The sequence below is a fragment of the Flavitalea plasmicola genome (genome assembly GCF_030546645.1).
In the GTDB taxonomy this organism is placed as follows: Bacteria; Bacteroidota; Bacteroidia; order Chitinophagales; family Chitinophagaceae; genus Puia.
The window spans coordinates 104,270-119,276 of the sequence record NZ_JAUOTO010000003.1 but is presented as its reverse complement, the minus strand read 5'-3'; the positions used below and the strand labels follow the sequence as shown (position 1 = coordinate 119,276).

General features: G+C 53.2%; 12 protein-coding genes. 6 read left to right on the top strand and 6 right to left on the bottom strand.

Features of this window, described 5'->3' with window-relative positions; genetic code table 11:
* Positions 1-157: 157 nt before the first annotated feature.
* The 5 genes from Q4E93_RS10550 to Q4E93_RS10530 are packed head-to-tail and all read left to right on the top strand — an operon-like array spanning position 158 to position 4,546.
* A complete protein-coding gene (locus Q4E93_RS10550) occupies positions 158-1,672 on the top strand; it encodes a T9SS type A sorting domain-containing protein (RefSeq protein WP_303584970.1) in 1,515 nt (504 codons plus the stop codon).
* 34 nt (positions 1,673-1,706) lie between these two features.
* Positions 1,707-2,153 carry a thioredoxin family protein gene (locus Q4E93_RS10545; protein ID WP_303584969.1) on the top strand — a complete coding sequence of 149 codons (447 nt, stop codon included), beginning with the start codon at positions 1,707-1,709 and terminating at the stop codon, positions 2,151-2,153.
* A gap of 2 nt (positions 2,154-2,155) precedes the next feature.
* Complete coding sequence (locus tag Q4E93_RS10540) at positions 2,156-3,079, top strand: FAD:protein FMN transferase (protein WP_303584968.1); 924 nt, start codon at positions 2,156-2,158, stop codon at positions 3,077-3,079.
* Entirely contained in the window at positions 3,066-3,296 is a 231-nt protein-coding gene (locus tag Q4E93_RS10535) for a DUF4266 domain-containing protein (RefSeq protein ID WP_303584966.1), read from the top strand. Before Q4E93_RS10540 ends, Q4E93_RS10535 begins: the two co-directional genes overlap by 14 nt.
* Before the next feature lie 5 nt (positions 3,297-3,301).
* Positions 3,302-4,546 (top strand): DUF3570 domain-containing protein, encoded by a 1,245-nt coding sequence (locus tag Q4E93_RS10530; RefSeq protein WP_303584964.1) that lies wholly within the window; start codon positions 3,302-3,304, stop codon positions 4,544-4,546.
* Here the strand turns inward: Q4E93_RS10530 and Q4E93_RS10525 are convergent, their stop codons facing one another.
* Positions 4,547-5,590 (bottom strand): Kelch repeat-containing protein, encoded by a 1,044-nt coding sequence (locus tag Q4E93_RS10525; protein WP_303584962.1) that lies wholly within the window; start codon positions 5,588-5,590, stop codon positions 4,547-4,549. It abuts the gene before it with no gap.
* A gap of 141 nt (positions 5,591-5,731) precedes the next feature.
* Here Q4E93_RS10525 and Q4E93_RS10520 point away from each other — a divergent pair, with 141 nt between their 5' ends.
* Positions 5,732-7,042: a family 8 glycosyl hydrolase gene (locus Q4E93_RS10520; RefSeq protein ID WP_303584960.1), complete on the top strand. Its 1,311-nt coding sequence runs from the start codon at positions 5,732-5,734 to the stop codon at positions 7,040-7,042.
* Positions 7,043-7,050: 8 nt separating this feature from the next.
* On the opposite strand, the gene Q4E93_RS10515 is transcribed toward Q4E93_RS10520, so the two are convergent.
* From Q4E93_RS10515 to Q4E93_RS10495, 5 genes are all read right to left on the bottom strand, one after another.
* Positions 7,051-8,178 (bottom strand): efflux RND transporter periplasmic adaptor subunit, encoded by a 1,128-nt coding sequence (locus tag Q4E93_RS10515; RefSeq protein WP_303584958.1) that lies wholly within the window; start codon positions 8,176-8,178, stop codon positions 7,051-7,053.
* Entirely contained in the window at positions 8,159-11,428 is a 3,270-nt protein-coding gene (locus tag Q4E93_RS10510) for an efflux RND transporter permease subunit (protein ID WP_303584954.1), read from the bottom strand. Before Q4E93_RS10510 ends, Q4E93_RS10515 begins: the two co-directional genes overlap by 20 nt.
* Positions 11,429-11,441: 13 nt before the next feature.
* Positions 11,442-12,842, bottom strand: a complete 1,401-nt coding sequence (locus Q4E93_RS10505; RefSeq protein WP_303584952.1) for a TolC family protein — start codon at positions 12,840-12,842, stop codon at positions 11,442-11,444.
* Between the two features lie 110 nt (positions 12,843-12,952).
* A complete protein-coding gene (locus tag Q4E93_RS10500; RefSeq protein WP_303584951.1) occupies positions 12,953-14,281 on the bottom strand; it encodes a sensor histidine kinase in 1,329 nt (442 codons plus the stop codon).
* On the bottom strand, positions 14,268-14,984 hold the full coding sequence (locus Q4E93_RS10495; RefSeq protein WP_303584950.1) for a response regulator transcription factor: 717 nt from the start codon (positions 14,982-14,984) through the stop codon (positions 14,268-14,270). The genes Q4E93_RS10500 and Q4E93_RS10495 overlap by 14 nt, the downstream gene beginning before the upstream one ends.
* Positions 14,985-15,007: the final 23 nt, after the last annotated feature.

Here is a 15,007-nt window from a genome sequence, read left to right as displayed (position 1 = left end):
GTATTCCCCCTCATGAACTTCCTTCCCTTTCATGGAATCTCTTCCGTTTTCTAGAATAAAGATTTCGAACAACCGTTCTTAATATATTAATAACCAAAAACTTAAAAAATGGCATATCAATGGAAATAAGGTGTTTGTCCCTTAAAAGTCCATAGTTATGAAAACTATTAACACCCTTTGCTCACTTACGCTAGTACTACTGCTCTCCTCGTTACATACACACGCCTGTACCGCCCTGGGCGACCAGACGACTTACGGCACAGGCAATACCTGGATCGGTTATGCCTACCAGGGGCGAGCCTTCACCACTTATTCGGGTTATGTCAACGAAGGCGCTTCCGGCAGTCCCAATTTCGATGAAAATTTCGGAACAGTCTCAGGTACGTATAACACGAACGGATGTCCCATCACCGCGCAGGATTTCGCCATGCGCTATAAGTTGACAAAGACTTTTTCAAACGCCAGCTACTCGATCACCGTAGGTGGCGACGATGGTTACCGTTTTAGCCTGGATGGCGGCGCTACCTGGGTTATCAATAACTGGAATGACCATTCATATACCACTACTACTTACACGGTCACCCTCAACGGGTCCTACAATCTGGTGCTGGAATATTATGAGAATGGGGGTGACAACCGCGTAGCCTTCAATATCACGCAGATCTGTATGGGCACGGAAGATCCGGCGGTTTATGGTACCAATAATATATGGAATGGATATATCTACCAGGGCATGAGCTTTGGCATGTTCAAAGGAAAGATGACGGAAGGCTCGGCGGCCAGTCCCAACTTCGATGAGAACTTCGGCAATACCTCCAACAGCAATACCGCCATTTACAACACCAGCAGCTGCGCCGTGACGACCTACCAGTTCAGCGCACGTTACAGGCTGACGCAGACCTTTACCAATAAGAACTATGTTTTCACGGTAGGGGGCGATGACGGCTATCGATTGAGCCTGGATGGCGGCGCTACCTGGGTCATCAACAAATGGAACGATCAAACTTATTCGGTTTCCAGCTATAGTGCGCTGCTGAATGGCACCTATAATATGGTGCTGGAATATTATGACAATGGCGGAGCCGACAGGGTGAGCTTTGCATTGACCTCCACGACGCTTCCGGTGACGCTGACAAGATGGTCTGCCAGCGCCATTGCAACCAACGAAGCCAGGCTGACCTGGCAGGCGACGAATGCGGTGAATTTTGACCACTATGTTATCCAGCGCAGCACGGACGGGGTGACCTTCCTTAATGAACACACTACGGCGGCCAGCGAAGGTATCGGCGACAACCTCAAAGATTACTCCTATACGGACAATCATGCCAACAGCGGCACCGTGTACTACAGGCTGATGATGGTAGATATCGACGGTGCGGTGGACTATTCAAAGATCATCAGCATTTCGTTGCACAATACTTCATCCATACAGATCTACCCCACCGTCGTGGAGAATGATCTTACTGTCGAGACCAGCAAGCCCCTTACCGCAGTAAAGTTCGAGCTGTTTGATATGGGAGGGAACAGGATCCAGTCAGCGGCCTGGTCCGAATTGGACGGTCGCCGGCAGGTGAATGTTAAGAGTAATGGCCATCTGCCGGCAGGCGCATATGTTGCACGGCTGACGGACGGACGTTCGATCCTTGCCCAACAGGTGGTCATCGTGCGCTAGCGTATGCATGCAAAAGTGTACCTTTGCGTGCAGCATGCGTACCATATTTCTCTTGTTATCCTTATCGACCCTGATCGCCGCCCATGCACAGGTGCAACGGGACCCGGTCAGCGCTTTCCGGGAGGCCGGGCAATCCGGCAGAAAGATCTTACTGGTGTTCTCCGGAAGCGACTGGTGTATTCCATGTATACGATTTGAAAAGAATATTTTGACAGACAGCGCTTTCCGGCAATTCGCCGGTCAGCGCCTTGTCGTTCTGGAAGCCGATTTTCCCCAGCGTAAGAAGATCCCTGAAGAGATGAAGGCACAGTATGAGGCGCTGGCCGGCGAATTCAATGCAGAAGGGGCCTTTCCAAAGATCATTTTGCTCAATCCCGATAAGGCCCTGCTGGCCGTCCTTCCTTACACTGGCCAGACGCCTGCCGACTTCATCGGAGAAGTAAAGAAGTCGCTGAAGGAGGCGGCCTCTCCCCTCCCTTAGCCATGGTCAAACGCCAGATCCATACCCGGTTGATGGGCTCTTCGTTCGAGCTGATCGTGGTGGAAGAAGACGAGGTCATCGCCGGCCGTCGGCTGGAGGAGGGCGTCGCGGAGATCCGGCGGATCGAGGCGCTGTTGACGGAGTTTAGCCCTGATTCGCAAACGGCTTTACTCAACAGGCATGCCGGAGTGGGGCCTGTCAGCGTAGACCCGGAAGTCCACGAACTGATCGGGCGTTGTCTCCGGCTTTCCGCCATTACCCAGGGCGCCTTCGATATTTCGGCTGGCGCATTGAAAGTCTTGTATAATTTTAAGCAGCGGCAGGCCCGTTGGCCGGACGCTGCTTCGCTGTCGGATGTCCTATCAGCTGTCGGTCACCGGTACATTAAGCTGGGTCCCGATACGGTATTCCTATCAAGGGAAGGTATGCGCATTGGGTTCGGAGCCATCGGCAAGGGATATGCTGCGGACAGGGTGAGGACGTTATGGAAGTCACAGCAGGTGAAGGCTGGCGTCATCAATGCCAGCGGCGATCTCACGGCCTGGGGCAAACAACCCGACGGCAGTCCCTGGCGGGTGGGTGTGGCGGACCCCCACGATCCTTCCCGCATCCTGCTTTGGCTGCCCGTAGACGATATGGCTGTGGCCACCTCGGGCAATTATGAACAATATTTCGACCTGGACGGCGTCCGTTATTCGCATAATATCGATCCCCGCACTGGCCTGCCGGTGAAAGGCATTAAAAGTGTTACCATCGTCAGTCCTTCAGCAGAGCTTTCCGATGCGCTTGCCACGGCTGTCACTGTCATGGGGGTATCGGCGGGTCTGCACCTTATCGGACAGCTGCCGCATGTCCATGGTATAATTATTGATGATAAGGACCAGCTCTTTTCATCCAAAAACATCACGACACATGCACCTACCTGACAAACCTGTTATCCTCGCAACCCTGCTGCTTACTGCTGTCGGCATCCTTCCTGGCTGCACGCCGGTGAAACCCTACCAACGGGCGTTCCTCAATGACGCCGCTATGCGGCCGGGCAGGGCCGATGTGGAAAAATTCGACATAAGCGCACATACATACCGGGAAGGCGCCAGCGGAGGCGGCAACGGAAAAGCCAGCGGAGGCTGCGGCTGCAACTGATCCTCATGAAGCACAAATACCTTACGCTCGCACTGCTGGCAGCCGCAATACATACCCATGGGCAGCGACGCCAGGACAGTCTTTATAAGCAACAACGCATATCCAAAACAGATATACAGGTGCTGTTCGGGTATTACACCCAGAATGGCAACCATTCCGCCATCACGGGCGGAACTGGTACGGAAAAGCTCCATGTCTATTCCCCGGAATTCACTATCACGCATCATCTTGATTCCACCCGTAGCTGGTCGCTTAACGCCGGAGTGGACGTCATCTCCTCCGCGTCTTTGGATAACATCGACTTCATCGTCTCTTCGGCCTCGAAGCTTTCGGCGCGGACGCATATCAGCCCCTCATACACCTGGAAACTTAAAAGATCGGATACACGCATAACCCTGGGGACAGGCATTTCCGTCGAGTCCGCTTATCTTTCGTTTCCTGCCGGGGTGTCAGTAAGCCATATCAGCCGGACGGGGTCGCAGGAATGGAGTGCAGCGCTGCAATGTTATTTCGACGATCTCCGCTACGGCCGGATCAGCGCCGACTATGGATATCCGGTAGGGCTGATCTACCCGGCCGAGCTGCGGGATACCGCCTGGTTTCACAACTTCCGGCGCAACTCCTACAACCTTTCCTTTTCCTTCTACCAGGTGATCAATCCCCGGATGCAGCTGGCCATATTCCCGGAGCTCGTATACCAGAAAGGGTTGTTGTCCACCTCTTATCATCGGGTGTATTTCAATAACGACCGGTTCACCGTCAGGGTGGAAAAACTGCCTGCAGAGCGGTGGAAATTCCCTTTAGCGGCCCAGCTGAATATATTTGCCGGCACCCGTACCATTATCCGCAGCTACTACCGCTACTATCACGATGACCTTGGCATCACCGCGCATACCCTGCAATTCGAAGTGCCGGTGAAAATAAAGCCGGAGCTGAGCCTGGCGCCCCTGGTGCGCTTTTACACGCAGACGGCTGCCCGCTACTTCGCCCCTTTCCGCAAACACGTGCTGACGGAAAAATATTACACTTCCGACTACGATCTCTCGCATTTTTCCAGCTATAAAGCGGGACTCACCTTACGTTATGCACCGCAGCGACCAGTGAGCCCCCGCTATACGTTCAACGCATTTAGCCTGAGGTATGCCTGGTACAAACGTTCCGACGGATTAGCAGCACATATACTGACCTTGTTGCTGGAACTGGAGCATACCCGTTCCCGCGCTCTTCACAAGGGGTTTAGCCCCATGTGATCAGTCATTTGGATTAAAGATCTTGTCCGGACTGAAGATGTCCATATTATCAAAGGTGGTGGTGCTGCCGCCCGTGCCGCCCAGCCCTACATAGCTTTTTCCATTGATGGTGAAGGACACGGCTCCCTGCCGCTGCGCACGCGGGTAGGGCGTACGCTGGCTCCAATAGCCCGTAACAAAATCATATGCCCAGGTGGCCGACAGCAGTGAGCCATTCTGTCCCGTCACGAGATAAGCTTTCCCGTTGTTGATGAACGCCGTTGCATACTCCCGTTCTATGTTCGTATATCCGTCGTCGAAGGTGGCGGGATCGGTGTTGGTGATATTGCTCAATGGCTTCCAGGGCGCAGTTTGTGTCGGATCAAACTCCCAGAAGTCCCGGACCATTGTCTGGTTATTCGAGCCCGTAACTATATATGCTTTGTCATTATATACAAAGGCCACAGCCCCCCGGCGTTTGGAGAAATTAAGATCCGTGCCCGGCGTCCTTGCCCATCTGTCCAAATCCGGCTCATACTGGTAGAAGTCGGCCAGGGCATAGATGCTGTAGCCTGTCCCAATATAGCCTTTTCCTTTGACGGCGAAACCCACGGCATCATACCGGGCGCCGCCCGGGTAATCCGCTTTTTTTGACCACACTTTGTTTACCACATCGTATTGGTAAAAATCATTGAATTGGTGGATCCCGTCCCACCCTGTGCCGACGTAGCCATAGTTGCCCACACTGAAAGCGGCGGCACTGCTGCGGCGGGCGCCCGGAAAGTCCTGTAGCTGCGTCCAGCCGGTGTCACTGCTGAAGGACCAGAAATCATTCAGCCTGTTGTAGAAAGAACCTCCGACCGATTCATTAATGCCCAGCCCTACATAGGCTACATTACCCACGACAAAGCAGGAAGCATTGCTGCGGGGATATCCATAGATAGCGGAAGCCTGGATCCAATCGCCCGTTTGCAGATAAGACGGGCTGGCCTTGCTGCAGGATGAATTACTAAAAACAGACAATACCAAAAAGCCGATAACAGGAAGGTAGATAGAACGATGCATGTAGGAGGTTTTTTATGGGTTTAATAAATTCTCTCTTAAGCAATGGTCACTTATGCAAGAGCGGTCACCCCTCCGCATCGCGGCAAAATTCCTGTTAAGGTTTTCTATAAGAAATGTTAAGAGGATAAAATCGTAATATTAATGCAAAGCCGCACATACGGCGCGAAAATTGCTCTTTGTTACCTTATGTCATTGTTCAGGTATTATTTTTTCTCATCGGTAGCGCTCCTAAGTCTTTTCATCCCACATCGGCCAGGGGACTCGCCGTCCCTTGAACCAATCCTTCCGGCCAAGCCGTTTCCTCAGCATGTCGCCTACCGGGAAGGATGTATCCTGCCCAGCCATGTCAGCAGGCGGCAGATGGATGATAGTGTACGGACATTTTACAAAGCATGGAGGCAACGATATATACGCAAGGGATGTAATAAAGACGAATTCTACGTATGGTTTGAAGGGCCGGATACGCATAATAAATTATGTGTATCCGAAGGGCAGGGCTACGGCATGATCATCACGACGCTGATGGCCGGATACGACACGGCGGCACAGACCATCTATAACGGGCTGTATCATTATTACCGCAACCATCCCAGCAAGGCCGACCCCTACCTGATGGCATGGGCACAGAAGAAAGATTGCCGCAACATCGACGGCAGCTCGGCTACGGATGGCGACATGGATATCGCCTATTCTCTTCTGCTGGCCGACGCCCAGTGGGGCAGTAAAGGAGCCATCAATTACAAGGAAGAAGGACGGCGGATGGTAAGGGCCATTTTGCACCTGGAGATCAACCCGAAGACGTTTTCGGTGCTGCTGAGCAATTCGAGTGAGCATGATAGTAAGGACTATTTCGATATGCGCAGCTCGGACTTCATGCCTGCCCATTTCCGCACATTTCGGGCCGCCTCTGGCGATCAGGGCTGGGACAGGGTCATCGACAGCAACTATAAACTATTCGAATATCTGCAAAACACGTTTAGCCCGGACGCGGGGCTGTTGCCTGATTTTATCAATAAGGTGGGGCCGCAGGCAAAGCCCGCCCGGCCACGCTATCTTGAATCCCGTTATGACGGCGTTTACAATTATAATGCCTGTCGTACGCCCTGGCGCATCGCAACGGATTTCATCGTGAATGGCGATCCGCGTGCGGCCGGCATCGTGGGAAAGATCAACAAGTGGATCCGCGCCACCACGCGTGGGAATCCCGATAATATATCCGCGGGCTACAGCCTGCAGGGAGAAGACCTGAAGAACAGATATTATGAGGCCCTTTGCTTCATTGCACCCTTCTCTGTGGCAGCCATGGTCGACAGGGACAACCAACCCTGGCTGAACAAGCTCTGGGATTACACGGTGAATTTCCGGCTGAAAGGGTTTGATTATTATGACAATAGCATCAAGATGATCAATATGATCATCCTATCAGGAAATTATTGGGCGCCTGAGATGTAAGCCTATTGCTATTTTACAGGTGAGCCGTCCCTCCTTTCCTCGCTGGCTACTTTGATGATGGTGTCTCCCTGCCGAAGGTCGCCATATACTTCTACTTTGCCTTTGTCGGAACGCCCCGGCTTCACATCCACCCATTGCGCCTTACCACCGGCAACCCGAATAACGAATATCCGTTCCGTAGAATTGACAATGGCAGTCGACGGAACGATGAAGGTGCTGTCCCTTGCAGGAAGGGGCACGTTGACCTCAGCCACCATGCCGGGCAATAAACGCTTGTCCTCGTTGATCACATCCATTTCTATGCGTTCCGCCCTGAGCTTGTTATCCAGGGCGCCGGCAAGGCGTTTGACCCTGGCGTGAAAGACCTCGTTCGGCAGGGCTTTCACCGAAAATTTCACTTCGTTCCTGTCATTGAGATAGCCTGTATATGCCTCCGGCACGGAGACCACCAGCCTCAGATGGCGTTGCTCCTGCAAGGTGAAAAGGGGAAATTCCGAGCCTTTGCCGGAAGGACCGACATAAGCACCCGGGTTCACGTTGCGGGCGCTGATCACGCCGCTGAAAGGGGCTCTTATTTCCAGGTATTTGAGGGTCTCTGCCACCTGGCTATAGGCGGACTTCGCGGCTTCCAGCTGCGCGAGGTCCGATTTCTGGCGGGCGTCAGCCTGATCGATGTCATTCTGCGAGATGGTGCCCGGTGTTTTGCTCGTCTCCACCAAACGCTGATAATTGGCTTTGCTGGCGATGTAGATCGCCTCCTGCGATTTCACCCGCGACTGGGCACTGGCCACCTGCGAACCGAGCTCAGGCGCTTCCAGGCTTGCCAGGAGCTGTCCTTCGCGCACTTCCGATCCTACGTCTGCATATAACTTTTTTACAAAGCTGTTCTCTTTGGCATAGAGGTCCACCTGCTGGTAAGCTATCAGCTCACCGGGCGTAGACAGTGCAGTGGACAGCCTGCCCCTTTCCAGTGAAAAAGTCTCGGCAGGCGCTGTGGCCGCAGGCGCCTGTTTGGCATCTTTCTTTTCACTGCCTTCTCCATCCGACGAGGAACAGGCGCTGAACAGGGTGGCAGCCACCAGCGTGTGCAAGGCCATAAAAAAGGTCAATGAAATATTATTTCTCATTTTGTTCATATAATGACGGTATATAATGTTTACTTTCTTTATCTGAAGGATCGAGCGACACGGACTGGGTGGACGTCCTACCCTGAACCCATGCAAAAATAAGCGGCAGGATAAACAATGCCGCGAAAGTGGAGGCGATCAAACCCCCTATTACCGCACGGCCCAATGGTGCAGCCTGGTCGCCGCCTTCGCCGAAACCGGAAGCCATCGGGATCATCCCCACCACCATGGCCACGCTGGTCATCAGGATAGGCCGCAGACGTACAGCTGCGGACTCCCGGGCTGCCTCCAGGGCATTGCCGGAATGGACGCGCAGGTGTTCCGCATTCGTCACCAGCAGCACCGAATTGGAGATTGACACACCCACCGACATGATCATTCCCATGTAGCTCTGCAGGTTGAGGGTAGATCCCGTGAGCATGAGCAGACCCAATGAGCCCAACAATACGGCAGGGACCGTGCACAGCGTCACCAGCGATACTTTAAAGGATTGGAAGTTGGCCGCCAGCATGAGAAAAATGACCAGGATGGCCGTGATCAGGCCTGTCTGCAGACTGCTGAGGGTCTCCGAAAGGACCTGGACCAGCCCTCTTGTCTCGACAGTGATCCCACGGGGCGGCGTCCCCAGGGATGCGATCGCCGCCTCTACATCTTTCGATGCGCTGCCCAGGTCTTTCTTATATAGGTTAGCCGTCACCGATAGTACCGGATTGGGACCGATATTGTCATTCTCGCCATAGGTGGAATCGGTGGTGATGGTGGCCACATCGCTGAGCGTGGGACGGGGCGCATTCGGGACGATGGGGGTCTCCCCGATATCGCTGGTGCTCGTCATCAAATTCTCAGGCACTTCCACCTGGACGTTGTAGGCAAGATTGCTTTTATGATCGATCCAAACGCTCTTCTCGGTAAAACGGGAAGAGGAGGTGGCGGCCAGCAGGGAGCGGCTGATCGTAGCGGCGTTGGCGCCCAGCTGCGCTGCCCTTACCCTGTCGATGTTGATATTGATAGCCGGATAATGGATGGCCTGTCCCAGCTGCACGTCGCGGAGGTAGGGTATCTGCTGCAACTGGGCGATCACCCTACCGGCAAATTGCTCGTTGAGCTTCTTGTTCTTGCCGGTGATCTTCACCTCGATGGGCGTCGGCGACCCCTGGCTGAGGATCTTGTCGGTGAGCTCGATGGGTTCGAACGATACTTTCACTTCCGGCATATCCTTTTGGATCTTTTGCCGGAACTCATCTTTCAGGTTGTCCATATTGACCTTATAATCCTCTTTCAGGCTCACCTGTAATACACTTTCCTGCGGACCCGCCATGAAAAGATAGATGGGATTGGTAGAGAACTGGCTTCCGTGCATGCCTACCATGGCGGAAGTGACGCCGATGTTCTCATGCCCTACCATCGTATCGAGGATGTGCAACGCGCGGATCATATATCCCTCGGTTCTCTCCACACGGGTGCCATCGGGAGCGCGGAGGCGGACCTGGAATTGCCCCGCGTTCGATTTGGGCAATACGTCCCGGCCGATGCTGTTGATAAGGAGCCATGCGCCCCCCAAACCCAGGAGGATGTATGCGACAGCGATAGCCTTCCGGAAAGGGAAACATCTGTCCAGGAAACGAATGAAGCGGTTCCTGAATTTATCGAAGGCCGTTACTTTTCCGCCTTTACCAGTGCCGCCTTGCGCCAGCTTGTGCTTTTCTGCCCAGGGATCCTGCTCATCAGCGACGGAGATCCCTGATTCCCTGAACTCCTCCTCATCGGTCTTCCCCTTGCCGTGATGTCCTTTCATCAGCCAGTTAGCCATGATGGGTACGAAGGTCTGCGCCATAAGGTAGGAAGTGATCATGGAGAAAGCGATGGCCAGTGACAGCGGCAGGAACAAAGAGCCCGGTATGCCGCTCATGGTAAACGCCGGGGCGAATACGGCCAGGATACAGAGAAGGATCAGCAGTTTTGAGAAGGCGATCTCCCGGCAGGCATCCCAGATGGCCAGGGCCTTCGGCTTGCCCATGGCCAAATGTTGGTGGATGTTCTCTATGGTGACTGTCGATTCGTCGACGAGGATGCCGATGGCCAATGAAAGGCCGCTCAGCGTCATAATGTTGATGGTCTGGTGAAAAAGAGTGAGAAAAAGGACACCTGAGATCACGCAGATGGGTATGGTGAGGATCACGATAGCGGCGCCCCTTGCATCACCCAGGAACAGCAGGACCATCAGACCGGTGAGGATGGCGCCGATAGCGCCTTCCGTCAATAGGTTCTTCACCGAATTGATAACATACACGGACTGGTCGAATTCATATGAAAGCTTCACGTCTTCCGGTAGTTGGGCCTGGAAGCGGGGGATGGCCTTCTTCAGGCCCTGCACCACATCCCAGGTGGATGCCGAGGCGGATTTGGTAATAGGGAGATAGACGGATCGTTTGCCGTTGATCAGCGCATAGCCGGCGGTGATATCAGCGCCATCTTCCACGGATGCCACATCTTTCAGATAGACGTTTTGCACGCTGTTGGTATACAGCGGGATCATCTCGAAGTCCTTTACTTTTTCAATGGTGGTATTGGACGGCGTGAAATAGTTCAGGTTGCCTATGCGGACATTGCCGGCTGGGGTGGCCTGGTTATTCAGTCGCAACGCTTCCACCAGCTGATCGGGCGTAAGGTTATGACTACGCAACAATTCAGGGTCGGCTTTGATCACCACCGTCCGGACGTTGCCGCCGAAAGGCGCCGGCGCCACCAGGCCGGGTATGCTGCTGAACTGGGCGCGTACATATACGTTGGCCAGGTCCAGCAATTCGTTGTTGCTCCGCTGGGGGCTGCTGATCACCAGCTGACCTACCGGCAGGGTACTGGCGTCAAAACGGAGGATGAAAGGAGGCTGTGAGCCCGGTGGAAAAATGGCCTGGGCCCTGTTGGTATACCCTGTGACCTCCGCAGCCGCCTGCGCCATATTGGTACCTTCATAGAAGGTGAGCTTAATGAGGGTAAGCCCCTGGATATTCCGTGTCTCGATGCTTTTTACGCCGCCAATGTATAGCAGGAGGTTGACGTACTGTTTCCCGAAGTAGGTCTCCATCTGGTCCGGAGTAAAGCCGCCATAAGGATGCGAGACATAGATCACCGGAAGATTCATATCCGGGAATATATCGATCCTGACGGTACGGACTGCACCGATGCCAAAGAAAAGCAGGCCGGCCACCAATACTAAGATGGTAATAGGTTTTCTGAGTGCGCTTCTTATCAATCCCATGGTGGTAATTCAGTTAAAATTCATTAAAAAACAAACTAAAATCCCCGCTGGCGGCGGCTTTGAACAGCAGCGCCTGCCAGACATTGTTGTTGGCGATGTCCCTGTCGGCCTCGGCCCGGTTCACCGTGAACAGGGCTGTGGTGATATCCACGATGGTGGCCAGGCCATTTTTATACAGCACCGACTTCTGGAGAAAGGCATCCGAGGCGGCTTTCAACTGTATGGGAGCTTCCTGGTAATTGTCCAGTGCATTTTTGATCCGGGTATCGGAAAGGACCAGCTGGGCCTGCAGCTGCTGGTTCACCAGGGCATACTCCTCTTTCAGTCCTTCCGAGATCCATCGTTGGGAAGCCACCTGCTGATGGATTCGCAACGGGCTGGTGAGATTCCAGATCATCCCCACTCCAATGAGGTAGTTGCCACGGGAAAAACTTACGCCTTTCAGATAGTTGCCTGTATAAGCGTCCGGGAACTGCGTACCATAATTATAGTCGAAGCCCGACCCCCTGTCCTGTAATACGCCGAACAGGGAGAGGGTGGGATAACTGAAGGTCTTCAGGTACTTGGCCTGTTCATTGCTGACGTTGATCCGTTGCTGGTAGTATTTCAGCAGGGGGTGTTCCGTCATGGGTGTGGCCGGTCCCGTGCCAAGCGCCGTGGGTATACGCGAGATGAATAGACTGTCCAGCACAAAGTCTGCCGGAGGTACGCCCATATAGATCGCAAGCTGGTTGGCCTGCTCCTGCTGGAACTCCCGGGCATTGGTCAGCGCGATGCGGGCATTGGACACTTCAGCCAGGGCAAGGGAGGAATCCACGCCGGGGTTGAGCTGATTCTGTACCCGGGCCACCACCACATTCAGCAGGGCCGTAGCCCTGTCGAGATTATGCTGCTGGGTGATGACCAGCCTTTGCGCCGCCAGCAGGTTGAGATAAGCGGCCGAGACCCGGATGCTTTGCTGAAAGCGCTCCTGGTTGAGGTCTTCCTGGTCGCGGGATAATACCGTCTGCGCCACCCTGGTCCTTTCTTTCGCCCTGCCGAACTGAAAAAAGTCCCAGTTGACATCCGTAAGGTACAGCGCCCCAAAGGCGGCATGCCAGTTCTGCGCGGCCATGGCCGGACCAGCGGAAGCTACAGCGCCGCCTTTATAGCCATATAAAGGGCCATTGGTCCCGTTGATCGTACCATAATCATGCTGAGCAGAGATATTCAGATCTGGCAGATATTCCCTTTTACTCTCCAGGACACTGGCCCGGGAAGCTTTGACATAATTGGCCTTGGCACGGATACTGCCGTAATTATTAAGCGCGGTCTGTACCGCGTCTTTCAGCGAGAGCGTCTGAGCTTGCACGCCAGCCGTAAAAAAACTAAGCAACAAGGCCCCTAGCAGGGTGGCAAATGGGTTCTTTGACATGATAGATGAACAATTTTTTCATTCTTCCGGATCCATATGGCGGCAGGGAGCAGCTTGCGGAGAACACAAGGTCGACAGGAGGAGCTCCTGTTCATAGTTCATTAGGAAGCTTAGGGCTGCATCACTGGATACAAAGGGAAATTAAGATTTTGAAGCAATTTTGAAGCAGGATGGGAAGATTGGAAGCTGATAGCTATGATATGCCGGCTGGACACGTATTCATAGACGATATTAAAATTCATTAATTCGCAAATTTGCCGGACGATCGCCAGGCCAATGCCGATGGAGTCGCTGGCAGGATCGCCTTTCTTAAAGCGCTCGAATAATTCCGCTACAGGTACCTGGGGAGGCAGACCCGTGTTGCTGATGAGCAGGCCCGCTTTTGTAAGGTGCACATTGATCACGCCGCCGGGAATATTGTGCCGGATGGCATTGCTCACCAGGTTGGTCAGCAGCAGGTCAGCCAGAGCATTGTGGAGGTCTATATACACTTTATCTTCAATATACGTTTCTAACTCGATGGATTTCAATTGAATCAACTCTTCAAATGATTCCAGCGCCTCCCTTGTCAGGGCGCTGAGGCACACTGGCTTTTGGGCTGTATACTCTTTATTCTCCAGCTTGGTCAGTAAGGTCAGGGAGCTATGGATCCGGGACAGCTTTTCCAGGGCATTCTGCATTTCCGCGATGAGTATGGCCTGGTCATCACGGATATCCGACTCCATCAGCAGGTCCAGCTTGCCGCGGATGATGGCAGTGGGTGTCTGCAGCTCGTGGGAAGCATTCTCGGCAAACTCCTTCAAGGATTGATAATCCTCTAATGCCTTGTCTGTCATTTTCTTAAGAAACTCATTTAATTCTTTGAATTCATCTGTCCGCGTTTCAGGCAGGAGGATGGGTTTACGCTGTTTGAGGTCGAAGCACTGAATGACCTTAAGCGTCCGTTTGAAAGGCGAAAGGATGTATTTGGGTATCAGCTTGCCGGAGATGGCAACTAATATTAATAATAAAAGAAGGATCCATTTGAAGGAGTCCACTACCCCAGGCAGCAGCTGGTAAAAAGAGGGAATAAAGGAATAGGTGGAAATGCGGTAATGCCGGCTGTTGATGGTATAAAAGGAAGTGACCACCAGCCGGTATTCATTCCGCTGGTACTCCGGGTTCCAGCCTACGCCACGGGTATAATAGGAGCTGGCCTCTTTCGGCATGCTGTCGGCGGGTATCTCGGAGATCGTCGCACGCTTGCGGGTGGGATGGTTGGAATAATCGCTCCCCTTGCTGACCTGTTGAGCGATCAGGTCGTTCAATTTTTCGTGCCGTACCACTTCCACCCTGCTGATCTTCCACTGGATCTCGAAATAAACGATGGCGCCGCCGATCAGCAGTACCACCATCATGATGGCGAAATACCAGATAGTAAATTTGTTAGTGAGCTTCATCTAAGTTTTTAGTTTCAGCTGTATGCTTGTGCATGGTGAATTTATACCCCAGGCCATAGACGGTGCTGATATAATCCGTCCCGCCGGCATTGGCTATTTTCCTCCGGAGGTTCTTTACATGCTGGTAGACGAAATCGAAATTGGCCAGATTGTCCGTATAATCGCCCCAGAGATGTGCAGCAATGGATTGACGGGACAGCACCCTGTTCTTATTGACGAGGAAGTACAACAACAGATCGAACTCTTTCCGGGTGGTGTCCAGGGTAGTGTTGCCGATGCGCGCTTCGAATGTGTCCGTATTAAGGTTGATCTCATTGAATTCCACGATATGGGTGCCGCCCAGGTTCTTCCTCCTGTAAACGGCGCGGATGCGGGCGTGGAGCTCGGCGAGATGGAAAGGTTTGGTCAGGTAGTCGTCGGCCCCGTTGTCCAGTCCCACGATCTTATCGTCAAGGGCATTGCGGGCGGAAATGATGAGAACATTGCTTTGTTTGTGTTCGGTTCGGATCAGATCCAGCAGGTGGATCCCGTTGCCATCCGGCAGACCGATGTCCAGCAGGATACAGTCATATTGAAAAAGGCCCAGCTTTTCACGGGCAGTCTCCAGGTTGCCTGACAGCTCGCATATATACCCTTCTTTGGCCAGGAAGTCGTGGATATTACGGGCCAGCTCCTGGTGATCTTCTATGATCAGAACTTTCATAGCGTAAAGTTAGGAGGTTTTTC